This is a genomic window from Bacillus sp. PPSBB_2, assembly GCF_045291115.1.
GTDB lineage: Bacteria > Bacillota > Bacilli > Bacillales > Bacillaceae_G > Bacillus_A > Bacillus_A cereus.
Map to the genome: position 1 here is coordinate 4,391,444 of NZ_CP147983.1, position 15,941 is coordinate 4,407,384.

The window sequence follows — 15,941 nt, forward strand, 5'->3', positions numbered from 1 at the left end:
TCTCTCTCCTTATGTACGATAACAAGCATTTATTTTCACATATTCATAGCTTAAGTCACAGCCCCAAGCTGATCCTGTCTCTTCACCTAAGTGTAAGTACACATTAATGACTATTTCATCTTCTTGTAACCTCTCTTTCATTTTTTCTTCAGAAAATATTTGAGGCTCACTATTTTTTAATACCGATATAGATTGAAGAGTAATGTCAATTGTGTTCGGATTAATAGCTACTTCACTTTGTCCAATACTGCTAATAATTCGCCCCCAGTTTGGGTCTTCACCATGTATTGCTGTTTTCACAAGACTCGAACCGACTATTTGCTTTGCAATTTTTTTTGCCTCTTCATTCGTTTGAGCTCCTAGCACATTTACTTCTATTAACTTCGTAGCGCCTTCACCATCTTGCGCAATTTTTTTCGCTAAATCTTCACATACCTTCTGTAAAGCACCTACGAAAGTTTCCCAATCTGTATGTTCCATATTTATCGGCCTTGTTTCTGATAATCCACTTGCCATAACGATGACCATATCATTCGTAGAAGTATCTCCATCCACCGTAATTTGATTAAATGTATGATTCGTTATTTGTGATAACGCTGTTTGCAATACGTTATGCTCTATATGAGCATCTGTCGTAATAAAACTAAGCATCGTTGCCATATTCGGATGAATCATCCCTGAACCTTTTGCAACACCCGCAATCACCACTTTCTTCCCATCAATAATCATTTCATAGCAAGTTTCTTTCGTGATAAGATCCGTCGTTAAAATTGCTTCAGAAAAAGAATATGCTTCACTTTCTTCCTTCGTCGGTATAAGAGTTGCAACCCCCTTTCGGATTATATCCATCGGCAGTGGAACACCAATTACACCTGTTGAAGCTACTGCAACGTAATTTTCTTTCATCCCAAAATGTTCCGCCCCTAACACGCGCATCTCGTATGCGTCTTGTAATCCTTGCATTCCAGTACAAGCATTTGCATTTCCACTATTAACGATAATTGCTTGTAACTTCCCTTCTGCCGTTATACTATCCTTCGTTACTTGCAAAGGGGCTGCTTGTATTTGATTCGTTGTATACACAGCGGCACATGATGCTGGTACGTCACAAACGATTGCCCCTAAATCCTTTTTCTCCTTTTTCAGACCATTTACAGTACCAATTGCCGAAAAGCCTTTCGGCGTTACAATTGAACCATTTTCTAATTTTGTAATAGACGCTACTTTAATCATCATGTCCCCCTTATAGATAAAGCGGCATATGTTGTAAACCTGTTGTCTCTTCTAGTCCCGCTATTATGTTTGCATTTTGAATCGCTTGCCCAGCCGCGCCTTTCATCATATTGTCTATAACAGAAACGACCGTAACTCTTTCAGTTCTTTCATCGTAAGCTATGCCAATATCACAATAATTTGAGCCTCTCACTTCTTTTGGACTTGGAAATTTCCCTTGCGTACAAATTCGGATGAAAGGCGATTGTTCATACGTTTCTTCATACAATTTTTGAAGTTGCTTTATTTCCATCTTTTGTTTTACTTTTGCATACAGTGTAATCATAATTCCTCGTGATATCGGTATTAAATGTGTGCTAAATGTAATTGGCTGTGATTCACTATTCCATTCTGTAAGCATTTGCTCAATCTCCGGAACGTGCTGATGCTGGTTTACTTTATAGATATGTAAGTTATCGTATAGCTCAGGAAAATGAGTCATTGTTGTTGGTGTTTTTCCTGCTCCTGATACCCCTGATTTCGCATCAATAATAATTGAATCTTCTTCAATCATGCTACTACGTATTAACGGCGCTATCGCTAGCAATGTGGCTGTAGCAAAACATCCTGGGTTTGCAATTAAATTTGCCTTTTGAATCTCAGTCCTTTTCCATTCACTTAACCCATACACTGCTTTTCTAAGAATTTCTTCTTTCGCTGCTGGCCTTTTATACCACAGTTCATATGACGAAGGATCTATCATACGAAAGTCTCCAGATAGGTCAATTACTTTTAAACCTTCTGCTACTAACTTGGGAGTTAACTCCGCCGATACTCCTGCTGGTGTTGCTAGAAATACGATTTCTGCTTCTTTCCCTATTGTCTTCACATCAATTTCTTGTAACGTATGAACGAGAACATTTCGAAGATGCGGATATACATTTGTTATACACTCACCAACTTGCGAAAAAGAATGAAGAGATGCTATCGAAAAATATGGATGTTGTTCTAATAAACGAATTAATTCAATGCCCCCATATCCAGTGGCTCCAATAATTGCGACTTTCATAAGTTCCTCCTCAAATCGATTCTTTAAATTAAGTATGATTATAATATTGTATATTTATAGAGTCAATTAAATATTTATAAATTTTAAAATCTAAAAAAACTTAATTTTATTAGAAAAATAATATACTCAACCGAATTTTTATACAAAAATAGTGCATAGTAGTTTTTTTATTTCACTTCAAGTACAATAAAACAATACATACGTACATACAGGCGGGGAAAAATATGAACGAAAAATTAATTGAGAAAATGATTATAAAAAGTTTTCAGCAATATCAATGCAGTCCAATATCAAAAGAAGATCAGGAAATGCTAGTGAAACATATTCAAACGGTGACTCATTCAAATATTGAAATTGATTTATACGAGGAGATTGAGGATATTGTTTATGATTATGTAACTGGAAAACAATAAAAAATAGGAGATTTCCATGTGGAAATCTCCTATTTTTTACTTAATGATTTACCTGCTACACGTTCAAATAAACCTGGGAATAAAGCATAAAGTTTTGGACCAATTCCCATCCACTTCGGTAAGTTTACTTCACGTTTTTTCGTGTGCATCGACTTTACGATTTGTTCTGCTACGTATGTTGGTTTTAACATGTAACGTCCCATATTCTTTACATATGTACCAGATTGATCCGCTATTTCAAAAAAGTTTGTATCTATCGGACCCGGATTAATTGCTGTAACATAAATATCTGTATTCGCTAATTCCATGCGTAAACTATTCGTAAATCCTAATACAGCATGTTTCGTTGCTGCATACGCACTTGATTTCGGAGTTGCAATTTTTCCGGCAAGTGAAGCAATATTAATAATATGTCCTTCGTTCTTGTTTACCATATAAGGTAGTACCGCTTTCGTACATGCTACTAATCCAAATACATTTACTTGGAACATATCTTTTACTTCACCCATTGACGCATCTTCAAACGTTTTAAAAATACCAAATCCCGCATTGTTTACTAATATATCAATACGTCCCACTTCTTGTAATACCTTTGAAAAAACAGACTGTACTTCCATCTCTTCACTTACATCTAATACATAATAATAGCAAGGCGTATTATAAGTTTCTTTAATTTTGTCTACTAACGCTTGTAGTTTCTCTTCTGTTCGAGCCATTAATACTGGAGTCGCTCCCTGTGCTGCAACTTGCATTGCAACTTGCTCACCAATCCCACTAGAAGCACCTGTAATGACGATTACTTTATTTTGTAAACGTCCTGTCATTGCTGTCACCTACTTTGCATAATAAATCAATTGTTGCGATGACTCATCAATCATCACTTGTTGATTATATGCTAAATAGTCCAATTGTCCAACCGTTTCTGAAATAGTAAGTGGTAATTGTTCTTTATATAATACCGGAAATAGTTTTACACATACTTCAAATGCTGTCATTGGTTTTTCCTTTAATAACTCAAGCACTTTAAAAGCACGTGTTTCTTGCTTTTGTAATCTCGTTTCAATAAGTTGTTTCACATTTAGAACATCTTCCCCATGCCCTGATAAAATGCGTGAAATATTCATTTCGCTTAAACGCTGTAATGTTTGATTATATTGTAGTAATGGGCGTGCCCGCTCTGTTTGCCCTTCATATGGCGGTTCTAGTATTGGATTCGAAGAAATATGACTAATGAGAGCATCTCCACCAATTAATATTCCATCAGATTCTCTATATAAAGAAATATGAGTAGAAGCATGACCTGGTGTTTCAAGTACTGTAAATCCAGGCAAAGAATCAATACGATCTCCTTCTCTCACAGTATGCGTTAACGATCTATTACAAGAATATTTAAGTGTCCTCGTCGTCAATAACGACTCGTCTTTCAAAAATGCTGCTGGCACACCAAACTGTAAGGCCGTCTCTCTAAAAAATTCATGATACCGCTTTAAAAATTCTGGATTTTGTGTAATCCAAGGCTCATTCCAAGGATGTCCAATAATATTCGTCTTCTCAGAAAATATATTTAAAAGTCCACAATGATCTGCATGATGATGCGTAATGACTACTGTTTCAATATCTTCTATCGTATGTCCTAATGCACCTAATTGACTTTCTAACGCATTCCTTGCCTCTTCTGTATTCGTCCCTGTATCAATTAATGTTAATGTCTCCCCCTCAACTAAAAACACATTCACAGTTTCCACTGCAAATGGTACAGGAATCTCCATTCGGTGAATCGCCGTCATGCTTAGCCCCCCTGTCTCTTTCCGGTTCAAAAATGAATACTTCTTCAGTTTACAACTTCTATATATATTTGTCATTATTTTCAGATAAAAAGAGGTGTTTCCTATAAAAAAACGAATGTATGTACATTTATAAGAATTTCTAACCAAAATTAAAGGAGGAACATCATGTCTATTCAAAACATTTCCTTTCTCGGTGCAGGCTCTATTGCCGAAGCTATTATTGGTGGCTTGTTACATGCAAATGTCGTTAAAGGTGAACAAATTACTGTAAGTAATCGTTCTAACGAGACAAGATTACAAGAGCTACATAAAAAATACGGTGTCAAAGGTACTCATAATAAAAAAGAATTACTTACTGATGCAAATATTCTTTTTCTAGCAATGAAACCAAAGGATGTTGCAGAGGCGCTTACCCCTTTTAAAGAATACATAAATAATAACGTGCTTATTATTTCATTACTAGCAGGTGTTTCTACTGACTCAATTAGAAAACTACTTCAAAAAGACGTTCCAATTATTCGTGCAATGCCAAATACCTCCGCAGCCATTTTAAAATCAGCTACCGCTATCTCCCCTTCAAAACATGCAACAGCGGAGCATATTCGCACTGCAACATCTTTATTTGAAACGATTGGTCTCGTCTCTGTTGTAGAGGAAGAAGATATGCATGCTGTCACTGCATTATCCGGAAGTGGACCTGCTTATATTTATTACGTAGTGGAAGCTATGGAAGAAGCTGCAAAAAAAATTGGTTTAAAAGAAGATGTTGCAAAATCACTTATTCTTCAAACGATGATTGGTGCTGCTGAAATGCTAAAAGCAAGTGACAAACACCCTTCTATTTTGAGAAAGGAAATTACTTCTCCTGGTGGAACTACCGAAGCAGGTATTGAAGTATTACAAGAACATAAATTTCAACAAGCACTTATTTCTTGTATTACACAGGCAACGAAACGATCACATAATCTTGGAAAAACATTAGAACAACTAACAAAAGAAAAATAGAAAAAGGAGCTCAAGTTTATTTGAGCTCCTTTTTCTATAATTACACTTAGTTATTGTTCTTCCCAAAAATCTCTTCTTGCAGGCGACGACCAGTCGGCGTTGCTGCAAGTCCACCTTCTGCTGTTTCACGAAGTGCTACTGGCATCGTTTGTCCGATTCTAAACATTGCCTCAATTACTTCATCACATGGAATTGTACTCGTTACACCAGCTAATGCTAAATCTGCTGAAATCATCGCATTCGCAGCTCCTGCTGCATTACGTTTTACACAAGGTACTTCTACAAGTCCTGCAACAGGATCACACACTAAACCAAGCATGTTCTTTAATGAAATTGCCATCGCTGTAGCTGCTTGATCTTGTGTTCCACCAGCCATCTCAACTGCAGCTGCAGCCGCCATTCCACTTGCTGAACCAACTTCAGCTTGGCATCCTCCCGCTGCACCAGAAATACAAGCGTTATTCGCAACAACCATACCGAAAGCTCCTGCTGTAAATAAGAATTCAATCATTTCTTCACGTGTAGGCTGCAATTTTTCTCTTAGTGCAAATAGTACACCTGGCACTGTTCCAGCAGAACCTGCTGTTGGTGTTGCACAAATAATTCCCATCGCTGCGTTTACTTCATTTGTTGCAACAGCTTTGCTTACTGCATCCAAAATCGTATCTCCAGATAAGCCTTTTCCGCTCTTCATATACGCTTGAACTTTTACAGCATCTCCACCAGTTAAACCAGTTGGTGATTTCACGCCGCGAATACCACGTTCTACTGCTTGCTCCATCACGACTAAGTTCTTTTCCATACCAGCAATTACTTCTTCACGTGAAATACTTCTTGTTTCCATTTCACATTGAATCATAATTTCTGCGATTTTTACATTTTGTTCTTTAGCTTGCGCCACTAGTTCCGCTGCGTTCCGAAACATGGTGTGTCCCCCCTGCAATTATTCCATAATAGTTACTTGACAAATATTTTGTTGCGCTTTTATTTCTTCAATTACTTCATCTGCTAATAATTCATCTGTTTCAATGACCATAAGCGCTCTTCTTCCTTTTTCTTTACGAGAAACACTCATTGTGCTAATGTTAATCTCATGTTTCGCAAGGATTGAAGCTACCGCTGCAATAGCACCGAAGCGATCGTTATTTACAATAAGTAGTGCTGGGCTCGTGCCTGATAATTGAAGATCGAATCCGTTTAATTCTACAACTTCAATTTTACCGCCACCAATTGAGCAAGCAACAACTTCAATTTCATCTTCACCTTTATACAAACGAATTCTCGCTGTATTTGGGTGAGGTGCATTGGCATCTTCTTCAATGAATTCCACTTCAATTCCGCGCTCTTTTGCTATTTCTAGCGCCTCTGGAATACGTAAGTCATCTGTTTCAAATCCTAATATTCCACCGATTAGTGCTACATCCGTACCATGCCCTCGATACGTCTTTGCAAATGATCCATATAACGAAATGCTTACTCTTTCTGGTTCATGACGAAACAGCTGGCGAGCAACTTGCCCCATTCTTGCTGCGCCTGCTGTATGTGAACTTGATGGTCCAATCATAACTGGACCGATAATATCAAATACTGAGCGATACTTCATCATAACTCCCCCTAAACCTCTATGAAAAAATTTATTCTACTATTCTATTAAGCTGCTACATCTGTCGCTTTTCCAGTTGTACCACGAATTTGTTCTGCTGTACGAATTGGATAGTTTTTGAATAAAAGTAATCCAATATAACCTGAAATAATACCAGTTATCATAATACATAAGAATCTTAGCATTATTTTCATTTAAAAATGATACAAGATAATCCAGAATAAAGTCTGGTAGCAATCCAAAGTTTAACACAGAAGTCATTGCAAGCATAGCATAAACAAGTGATATAACCATTGCTAATGCAACTAAATTTGCACCCGCTATTCCGCCTAGACTACCTGCTGATGTTCTGAACTCTTTTAAAGAGTGGTGTACCAATTAAATCTCCACTACCTTATTAATAAAAAGCTTCTACTAAGGAACTCGCAATAGCTACACTTGCTAATCATATCGTTTAGCTAAAAAGTGAAAAAGACTTATGACAAATAATAGTAATATCTTTCCTATTATAATTCTCGTGTTACTCTCTCATGATTTAGTCAACTTCACTTGTTACGATAATGACTAAAATACATGCGACTTATCATAAATTATAATCTGCCCTCATTATAGCTTGTTTTTTATAAAACGCTTACTTTTGTTGAATTTTAAAAGTTCTGAATAAAAGTCCATTTCTGCTATTTGTATCACTTGTATGTCATCTGACTTATATAACAGTTTTTCTAAATAATCATTATTTCGTATTTTTATCCTATATATTCAAACCATCCTAATTTTCTGTATCATCCAAGTATAAGTATAAAATAATAACAGTTTTATTTTTAAATTTTTTTAGACATAAAAAAATGGTAATCCGCTGTTACCATTTTTTACAAAATAATTATTTTTCTACTGGGAATGATTTCAAATCTGTCGCTATTTCTGTATTAGAAAACAACTCTCTAGCCTCTTTCAATAATTCCTTATATGTATCTCCTTGATAGCGAGAACTAATGTGAGTTAATATTAGTCGCTTCGCATTTGCCTGAAGTGCAATGCTCGCAGCTTGCTTAGATGTAGAATGAAAATAATCATACGCTTGTTGCTCATCTTCTGCTGCGAAAGTCGCTTCATGGACAAGTACATCTGCATCTTGCGCAAGCTCCCTACTCGCTTCGCAATATCGCGTATCACCTAAGATAGTAATAATTCTTCCTTTTTGAGGTGGGCCGATAAACTCATTTCCATTTAATATCGTGCCATCCTCTAATTCAACTACTTCACCATCTTTTAAACGTTTAAAGATTGGACCTGGTTTCACACCCATCTCAAGCAACTTATCAACTAAAAGAGCACCTTGTATATCTTTCTCTACAATACGATATCCAAAGCATTCTATACCGTGTGACAATCTTTTCGTTTCTACATAAAATTCATTATCTTCAAATACGGTACCTTCTTCTGTTATCTCCACAACTTCAAGTGGATATTTCACATGTGTCGTACTTACCGATAATGCCACTTCAATAAATTGTTTAATTCCTTTCGGTCCATACACCGTTAAAGGCGTAGTTCCTCCTTGAAATGAACGGCTACCTAATAAACCAGGCAATCCAAAAATATGATCGCCATGTAAATGCGTAATAAATATTTTTTCAATGCGGCGCGGACGTACAGATGTATGTAATATTTGATGTTGCGTGGCCTCACCACAATCAAATAACCAAGTTTGTCCTCGTTCTTCTAACAATTGTAAAGCAATTGCTGAAACGTTCCTTCCTTTTGAAGGAACACCTGCACCAGTTCCTAAAAATACAAATTCCACTTTCTTTCCTCCAGCTCTAAATATACTCTATCTCTCATCTTACGGAATGTTATTTCAAATGGCAAATTGAATTTACATAACCAAACATCTAGACAACTATATAACACGAACGTTATACTCAAAAAATTTAGCTATCGTTCGTGTTTTGTGTTAAAATAATTATACTACATTTTAAGGGAGCGTTTTATTATGAAAGAAGTATTTCGTTTACAAACTGATTTTTCATCTTCATTTGATCGCTGGGTAAGTTCTTTCGTGTCTGATCACCCAGCACAATTAGAATGGACAACTTTAAAGGAATTAATCCATGAATATACAACATCACATACAAATGATACGTTACCAGCATATATTTCTTCAGCTTTAACATATTACGCCCAACGCGTTTCAACTACAAACAGTTCAGAGATTGTTATTTTTGAAAACCCTACAATCTCGTAATCTATAATAAAAAAGCACTGGTTACAGTGCTTTTTTATTTATACTTATTTAACAAATGATCATATTCCATCCAAAAGTCGGTATACATACTTCGCTCAAACTCATTTAAAATTATCTTTTCACTTGATTTATTGAATAATTCTTTTGCCTGTAGCGCAAAAGAAACAATTTGTTTTCTATATTCATTTTCATTTACTTCTATATGAAGCCCTTCATAGTATATAGCCTTTTGATTAGTAGAAATAACTTTGACAAAATCCTTTAAAACCACATTTTCACCTATATGGTTTATAGTCCAATGAATTGAAATTGGGCATCCTAACATGAGCATAGTGCCACATCCGTGCAAAATAAGCCCCTCTTCATTTTCAATATCACAAATATATTCTTTATCTAAAGTTCGTAACAGAGCTAAAGCTGATTCACTTATTCCCCATTCCTCATCCATACCTGTTTGTGTAATAATCGTTCCATCCACATTTAAATAAATTTCCCCGTGAGAACATAAATCTTCCTGCTCATTAAACAACCACTTTTGATTCTCAATATTTATAATAAAATTTTGTGGTACCATTACAAATTCCCCTCGTAGAATATAGTTTAGATCAGTATTTCTGCTTTCTAATTACCCTGATTTTAAAAAAAATAGATAACAAGATTCCTTACGGAATTTGTTTCGATATTATTGAATTTCCCAGATACAATGGATGTATGGAAAGGATCTATCGGGAATTTGCTCATTTCCCCTGTAGCTCTGTCTACGATAAAAAGTCTGTTACCCGAGCCATTGCTATCACTACCAACACACTAGCTGTTTCGATAACTGATTGGGCTTTTGGATAGTAGTTCAAAAGGTAGCCCCCAAAAGTTGTCATTGTATTCTCGTAGGCGAGGTTGTGGTTACGCAATGAGCTTCTGGGAAATCCCATAGTATCGAAGCATATTCCAAATAACCAATGAAAGGAGGTCCTTCCAAATGAACTTATTTGTCGGATTAGATGTCNGTCTGAAAATACGCCCTTAACCAAACAAGGCAATCGTTATCTTCGCTATTACTTAGTTGAGGCTGCCAATTCAGTAAGAAGATATTTGCCTGAATATCAAGCATTTTATCAAAAGAAATACAAAGAAACACCCAAACATCAACACAAAAGAGCCATCGTCTTAACCGCAAGAAAATTTGTGCGTCTGGTGGATACGCTACTACGTAACCATCAACTCTACACGCCACCAAGGAGCGTGATAGAAAAATAACACTTTGTTATTGACGCAATCTTGGAAACGGCCCGAAAAAATTTCATTTTTGGTCGGGTCTATTTCCGTATGCTGAAAAAATCGCACCTAGAAAAAATCAGTCTTGTTTTACTCTTGACTTATTACCACTAGACTTTTATAAAAATATTTATTTTTCATATTATTTATAATCAATATCATACATTTCATCCCACATATCTATTATAAATCCGTTTAATATTTTAAAAACACAGATAAAAAAGATATTGACACTACAATTTTACAGTGCTAACATTCAACATGTAATTGAATATGGTCTCTGTTAGGTGAGGCTCCTGTATAGAGAAACGCTGCTGCCCAAAAATGTCGAGAGACGCCAATGGGTCAACAGGAAAGGTCGGAATGAAGGCCTTTTTTAATGTAGCTGGTTTCAGTACCTATGCTATACAGTGCTAAAACTCAACGAGGGAGAGGTGCATGTATTTTGTCATACACAAAAACTGTTTTTATTTATGTCTACTAACAGTCTTTGTTGTGGACTCTTTTAACTGCGAATTCAGACCTTTACTCGTTTTGAGTAAAGGTCTTTTTACGTCTATATGCACCTTACTATGAAACAAACATAGCATATTCAGAAACTACTAAATTGTACGGAGGTGAGGAACAGTTGGCAATTGATGATTCGGCCCAGATACCCATACGTTTTACATTCATATTTCATCATGTAGGTAGGAAAGAAACTGTTCCTCACCATTTCAAATAGTTAGGTAACAGATTGTTTCCTCCTTCATGACAGAGGAGGAACTACCGATGTTTAATTTACAAAGACAAGAAACAAAGCATGCTTATGAGCAAGATAGCATGAAAACAAATAACGAATTATTAGTGGAGGTTGCAACACAAGATGTAAGCTCTGCGTTAAAACTTTTAGAAACAACACAAGATGGATTATCTAAACAAGAAGCGTCTCGTAGACTTTCTTTATATGGTCCGAACGAAATAGCTCATAATAAAATGGCACCGTGGTACATTCAATTTCTGTCGGCATTTAAAAATCCATTTATTTTCGTTTTATTAGCTCTTGGAGCACTCTCCTTTTTCACTGATGATATGCAAGGAACAATTGTCGTATCTGCAATGGTACTACTTAGTGCAACAATTCGGTTTTCCCAAGAATTTCGTTCTCAAAAAGCTGCCGATAAGTTAAAGGCTATGGTTCGAACAACTGCGAGCGTATTTAGAATAAATGGATTTGTACATGAAACAAAAAATGTAACGAATTTAAATCGAAATTACACAACAGAAATTCCAATTGAGGAACTTGTACCTGGCGATATCATTTCCCTTTCAGCCGGTGATATCGTTCCAGCTGATGTGCGTATTGTATCCGCTAAAGATTTATTTGTTAATCAATCTTCTTTAACAGGGGAAGCACTTCCTGTAGAAAAATACGAACACTGCTACCATACAGAAAATAAGCATATCTTACCGACAAACATGAAAAAAAATTACAATCCACTCGATATGGAAAACCTTTGTTTCATGGGAACAAATATTGTAAGTGGTAGCGCAAAAGCTGTTGTCATCTCAACAAGTACCGATACGTATTTCGGCTCTTTAGCCAATAAGGTAATTGGAAAGCGTGTAGAAACAAGCTTTGATAAAGGTGTAAACAAAGTAAGCTGGCTCTTAATTACATTCATGCTTATTATGGCACCTATTGTCCTTCTCATTAATGGATTCACAAAAGGTGATTGGCAAGAAGCTTTCTTCTTCGCTATTGCCGTCGCTGTCGGCCTTACACCTGAAATGTTACCGATGATTGTAACTGCTAATTTAGCTAAAGGTGCCGTTAACATGTCTAAACAAAAAGTAATTGTAAAACAGCTAAATTCTATTCAAAACTTAGGTGCTATGAACATTCTTTGTACAGATAAAACCGGAACTTTAACAGAAGATAAAGTTGTCCTTGTTCGTCACTTAGATCCCAAGGGAAATGAATGCAATCGCGTCTTGCAATTTGCCTATTTAAATAGTTTCTATCAAACTGGATTGAAAAATTTAATAGATAAAGCTGTTATTAAGCATACAGAGGAAAACAATACATTTAATCCATCAGCTTTTCAAAAGCTAGATGAAATTCCATTCGATTTCGCCCGCCGGCGTATGTCAGTCATCGTAAAGGATATTTCAGGTGAACATACAATGGTTTGTAAAGGTGCCGTAGAAGAAATTTTATCAATTTGTAACTACACTGAAGTGGATGAAAAAATCGTTCCACTCACCGAGGAAATACGTTCAAATGTCAAAAAACTAAGTGAGACACTAAATAGTGAAGGTATGCGGGTTATTGCTGTTGCTTATAAAAAAGATAGAAGAATAAATGATACAGAGTACGCAGTAAAAGACGAAACTGATATGATTCTCGCTGGATATATCGGCTTTTTAGATCCACCGAAACCATCTGCAGCAGCTGCAATTCAAGCATTACAAAAACATGGTGTACAAGTGAAAATTTTAACTGGCGATAACGAAATTGTTACAAGAAAGGTTTGTATAGAAGTTGGATTAGATATCTGCGAACCAATCCTCGGTTACGAGATTGATTCTTTACCAGATAAAGCATTAGCAAGACTTGCCGAAGAAACGACTGTATTTGCGAAGCTTAATCCCATGCAAAAATCTCGTATTATACACGCATTACAAGGAAATGGACACACTGTAGGTTACATGGGAGACGGCATTAACGATGCTGTAGCATTACGTGAAGCTGATGTCGGAATATCCGTTGATACTGCTACTGATATTGCGAAAGAAGCTTCCGATATTATTCTACTCGAAAAAAGTTTAACTATATTAGAAGCAGGGATTTTAGAAGGACGTACTACATTCGGAAATATTTTAAAATATATTAAGATGACAGCTAGCTCTAACTTCGGTAATGTGTTTAGCGTGTTAGTAGCAAGTGCTTTCATTCCTTTTTTACCGATGCTTGCCATTCATCTTTTAATTCAAAACTTACTTTATGATATTTCACAACTTTCTATTCCATGGGACAAAATGGATAAAGAGTTTCTAGAAAAACCACGAAAATGGGATACTGCAAACTTACGAAACTTCATTATTTGTATCGGCCCAATTAGTTCTATATTTGATATTATCACATACGTAGTCATGTGGAATGTATTTGGTGCAAATACATCGAGCGAGCAATCATTATTCCAGTCCGGTTGGTTTGTCGTTGGATTGTTAACACAAACTTTAATTGTTCACATGATAAGAACACAAAAGATTCCATTTATTCAAAGCACTGCATCAACACCAGTCGTTTTATTAACCGCTCTTATTATGGCAATTGGGATTTATATTCCATTCTCACCACTTGGTACAGCCGTTGGTTTACAAGCATTGCCACTTAACTATTTCCCTTGGTTAGTAGGAATACTATTAGGCTACGCTTTTTTAACACAATTCCTGAAAAAGCTTTATATTAAAAAGTTTCATAGCTGGTTGTAAAAATAAGAATGAGTGGGTATCCCCCGCTCATTCTAAAAAACATAACACATATTATATATGGAGGTGACCATGATGGTATGGTACGACATTGTATTCAGGTTAGTTATAGCAATTATTGTAGGAGCTTGCATTGGAATGGAAAGACAATGGAGACACCGAATGGCTGGGTTACGGACAAATGCTCTCGTATCACTTGGTGCCTGTATAATAGGAAAGGTGTCATGATTTTACTACTTCATGACACCTTCTACATAAACTTATTTTCTAACTTTTGTTGAAACGACTTCTCTTGCTTACGTAGTAGTTGACTACCTCGTTGTAAAATCGGTGTTCCATACTTATCGTTAATTTGATCAATGACAGCAAGTAGTGGTTCTTTTTTCGCATCCTCTTCAAATGAAAATAAATCTAATTGTTTCACCGATTCTGTCTTCCACTCTATTTCAGTAGCTGTAACACCTAGTAAACGAACGGAATCACCATCCCAATGTTGCTTCCATAAACGGGATGCTGCTTGAAAAATATCGCGTTCTTCCCAAATTGCATTTTTCAATTGCTTACTCCGTGTTACTGTTCGCCTATCATGGTATTTAATCATAATTTGAATATTATAGCTGACAAGGGTTCGCTTTTGTAATCTTTTACTCACTGATTTTGATAACCGTTCTAACATATCAAGTAATTCTTTCTCTTCATCCATATCCTTTGAAAAAGTCATCGAGTTACCGACACTTTTATGTTGGCCCATTTGACTCGGATCCACTTCCCTATCATCCGTACCTTTTGCACGCTTTTGTAAATCAATACCGTGCTTGCCAATTTTAGCGCGAATGATATGCTCGTCTCCCTTCGCTAACTGTTCAATTGTATGTATATGAATTTCATTTAATTTTTCAGCTGTTTTTTCTCCAATCCCATGCATTGCTTCAACTGAAAGTGGCCAAATCATTTCTGGAATATCACGTTTTCGAAGTACGGTAATACCGAGAGGTTTTTTCATATCAGAAGCTGTTTTTGCTAGGAAAAGATTTGGAGCGATTCCGATACTACACGGAAGCTGCAACTCTGTTAATAGTGCTTGTTGAATCATCTTTGCTATTTCAAGAGGCGAACCAAGTGCGTAGCAATCTGTAATATCTAAATATCCTTCATCTATTGAGACTGGTTGTATCTTTTCTGTAAAACGAGAAAGGACTTGAAACATTTGAAATGAAGCTTCGCGATATAATGTGAAATTAGGACGCCTTACAACTAATTGCGGGCATAACCTTTTCGCTTCCCAAAGGGGCATCGTCGTACGTATTCCGTATTCTCTCGCCTCATAACTACATGTTATAATAATTCCTTTTCTCTCTTTTTCATTTCCAGCAACCGCTAATGGCTTTCCTTGTAATGATGGATCATGAGCAATTTCAACAGATGCGAAAAAGCAATTCATATCTACATGTAAAATAACACGACCATTTTTCGGATACATTTCTCGCATAGTACTCACTCCCTAATCAGAACGTTCGTTCTTTTATTATATCAAATTTTGCACAATAGTTATAATAATTACTTGTTCTTTTTTATAATCGATATAAATCGAAACTTTAATCAACTCTCACTAATCGGACTTTTACGGGCAGCAGGGCCCCCACCTAACTTCTTTACTTTCGCTGAATTTTGAGGTAGGGGTCTTACTGTCCGGCAAATAGCGGGATAAACTCAATTATACATTCCTTGTAGTTATATTAATCATTGCAATTAATTATTTACTACTTCCGATTTTCAATATGAATACGTTAGGATTATTCCTTCGTCTAGTACATGTAGCAACAACGTATATACTTCCATAGGTTTTCTTATATTGGCTTAT

General features: G+C 36.1%; 13 protein-coding genes, 2 pseudogenes and 1 riboswitch. Of the genes and pseudogenes, 6 read left to right on the forward strand and 9 right to left on the reverse strand.

Annotated elements, in window-relative coordinates; translation table 11 throughout:
- Positions 1 to 9: 9 nt before the first annotated feature.
- Complete coding sequence (gene argJ, locus V6946_RS22035; protein ID WP_006921488.1) at positions 10 to 1,233, reverse strand: bifunctional glutamate N-acetyltransferase/amino-acid acetyltransferase ArgJ; 1,224 nt, start codon at positions 1,231 to 1,233, stop codon at positions 10 to 12.
- 10 nt (positions 1,234 to 1,243) lie between these two features.
- A complete protein-coding gene (gene argC, locus V6946_RS22040; RefSeq protein WP_000861258.1) occupies positions 1,244 to 2,281 on the reverse strand; it encodes an N-acetyl-gamma-glutamyl-phosphate reductase in 1,038 nt (345 codons plus the stop codon).
- Between the two features lie 224 nt (positions 2,282 to 2,505).
- Here argC and V6946_RS22045 point away from each other — a divergent pair, with 224 nt between their 5' ends.
- A complete protein-coding gene (locus tag V6946_RS22045) occupies positions 2,506 to 2,694 on the forward strand; it encodes a YqzH family protein (RefSeq protein WP_001003222.1) in 189 nt (62 codons plus the stop codon).
- A 29-nt stretch (positions 2,695 to 2,723) separates the two neighbouring features.
- Here V6946_RS22045 and V6946_RS22050 read toward each other — a convergent pair whose 3' ends face one another.
- Together V6946_RS22050 and V6946_RS22055 are read right to left on the reverse strand one after the other, a co-directional pair.
- Positions 2,724 to 3,518, reverse strand: a complete 795-nt coding sequence (locus V6946_RS22050; RefSeq protein ID WP_000147794.1) for an SDR family oxidoreductase — start codon at positions 3,516 to 3,518, stop codon at positions 2,724 to 2,726.
- Positions 3,519 to 3,527: 9 nt separating this feature from the next.
- Positions 3,528 to 4,481, reverse strand: coding sequence for an MBL fold metallo-hydrolase (locus V6946_RS22055; RefSeq protein ID WP_000125119.1), 954 nt, complete (start codon positions 4,479 to 4,481; stop codon positions 3,528 to 3,530).
- Between the two features lie 165 nt (positions 4,482 to 4,646).
- On the opposite strand from V6946_RS22055, the gene proI reads away from it, so the two are divergent.
- Positions 4,647 to 5,486 (forward strand): pyrroline-5-carboxylate reductase ProI, encoded by an 840-nt coding sequence (gene proI, locus V6946_RS22060; RefSeq protein WP_000027249.1) that lies wholly within the window; start codon positions 4,647 to 4,649, stop codon positions 5,484 to 5,486.
- Positions 5,487 to 5,532: 46 nt separating this feature from the next.
- Here the strand turns inward: proI and sdaAA are convergent, their stop codons facing one another.
- The 3 genes from sdaAA to rnz all read right to left on the reverse strand — a co-directional run bounded on the left by sdaAA (position 5,533) and on the right by rnz (position 8,893).
- Positions 5,533 to 6,411, reverse strand: a complete 879-nt coding sequence (sdaAA, locus tag V6946_RS22065; RefSeq protein WP_000489461.1) for an L-serine ammonia-lyase, iron-sulfur-dependent, subunit alpha — start codon at positions 6,409 to 6,411, stop codon at positions 5,533 to 5,535.
- A gap of 18 nt (positions 6,412 to 6,429) precedes the next feature.
- Positions 6,430 to 7,089 (reverse strand): L-serine ammonia-lyase, iron-sulfur-dependent subunit beta, encoded by a 660-nt coding sequence (gene sdaAB / locus V6946_RS22070; protein ID WP_000877450.1) that lies wholly within the window; start codon positions 7,087 to 7,089, stop codon positions 6,430 to 6,432.
- Positions 7,090 to 7,969: 880 nt separating this feature from the next.
- Entirely contained in the window at positions 7,970 to 8,893 is a 924-nt protein-coding gene (gene rnz / locus V6946_RS22075) for a ribonuclease Z (protein WP_000397455.1), read from the reverse strand.
- Positions 8,894 to 9,082: 189 nt separating this feature from the next.
- Here rnz and V6946_RS22080 point away from each other — a divergent pair, with 189 nt between their 5' ends.
- Positions 9,083 to 9,334 (forward strand): DUF3932 family protein, encoded by a 252-nt coding sequence (locus V6946_RS22080; protein WP_000665709.1) that lies wholly within the window; start codon positions 9,083 to 9,085, stop codon positions 9,332 to 9,334.
- 34 nt (positions 9,335 to 9,368) lie between these two features.
- Here the strand turns inward: V6946_RS22080 and V6946_RS22085 are convergent, their stop codons facing one another.
- Positions 9,369 to 9,908: a hypothetical protein gene (locus V6946_RS22085; RefSeq protein ID WP_006921492.1), complete on the reverse strand. Its 540-nt coding sequence runs from the start codon at positions 9,906 to 9,908 to the stop codon at positions 9,369 to 9,371.
- Between the two features lie 431 nt (positions 9,909 to 10,339).
- Between V6946_RS22085 and V6946_RS22090 the strand changes: the two are divergent.
- The 3 genes and pseudogenes from V6946_RS22090 to V6946_RS22100 all read left to right on the forward strand — a co-directional run.
- A pseudogene (locus tag V6946_RS22090) lies at positions 10,340 to 10,588 on the forward strand (transposase); the annotation flags it as partial.
- Between the two features lie 290 nt (positions 10,589 to 10,878).
- A riboswitch (M-box (ykoK) riboswitch) is annotated at positions 10,879 to 11,046 on the forward strand.
- 331 nt (positions 11,047 to 11,377) lie between these two features.
- A complete protein-coding gene (gene mgtA / locus V6946_RS22095; RefSeq protein ID WP_006921493.1) occupies positions 11,378 to 14,083 on the forward strand; it encodes a magnesium-translocating P-type ATPase in 2,706 nt (901 codons plus the stop codon).
- Between the two features lie 72 nt (positions 14,084 to 14,155).
- Positions 14,156 to 14,290: pseudogene (locus V6946_RS22100) on the forward strand (MgtC/SapB family protein); the annotation flags it as partial.
- Between the two features lie 40 nt (positions 14,291 to 14,330).
- Here the strand turns inward: V6946_RS22100 and V6946_RS22105 are convergent.
- Positions 14,331 to 15,569, reverse strand: coding sequence for a DNA polymerase IV (locus tag V6946_RS22105; RefSeq protein ID WP_001208858.1), 1,239 nt, complete (start codon positions 15,567 to 15,569; stop codon positions 14,331 to 14,333).
- Positions 15,570 to 15,941: the final 372 nt, after the last annotated feature.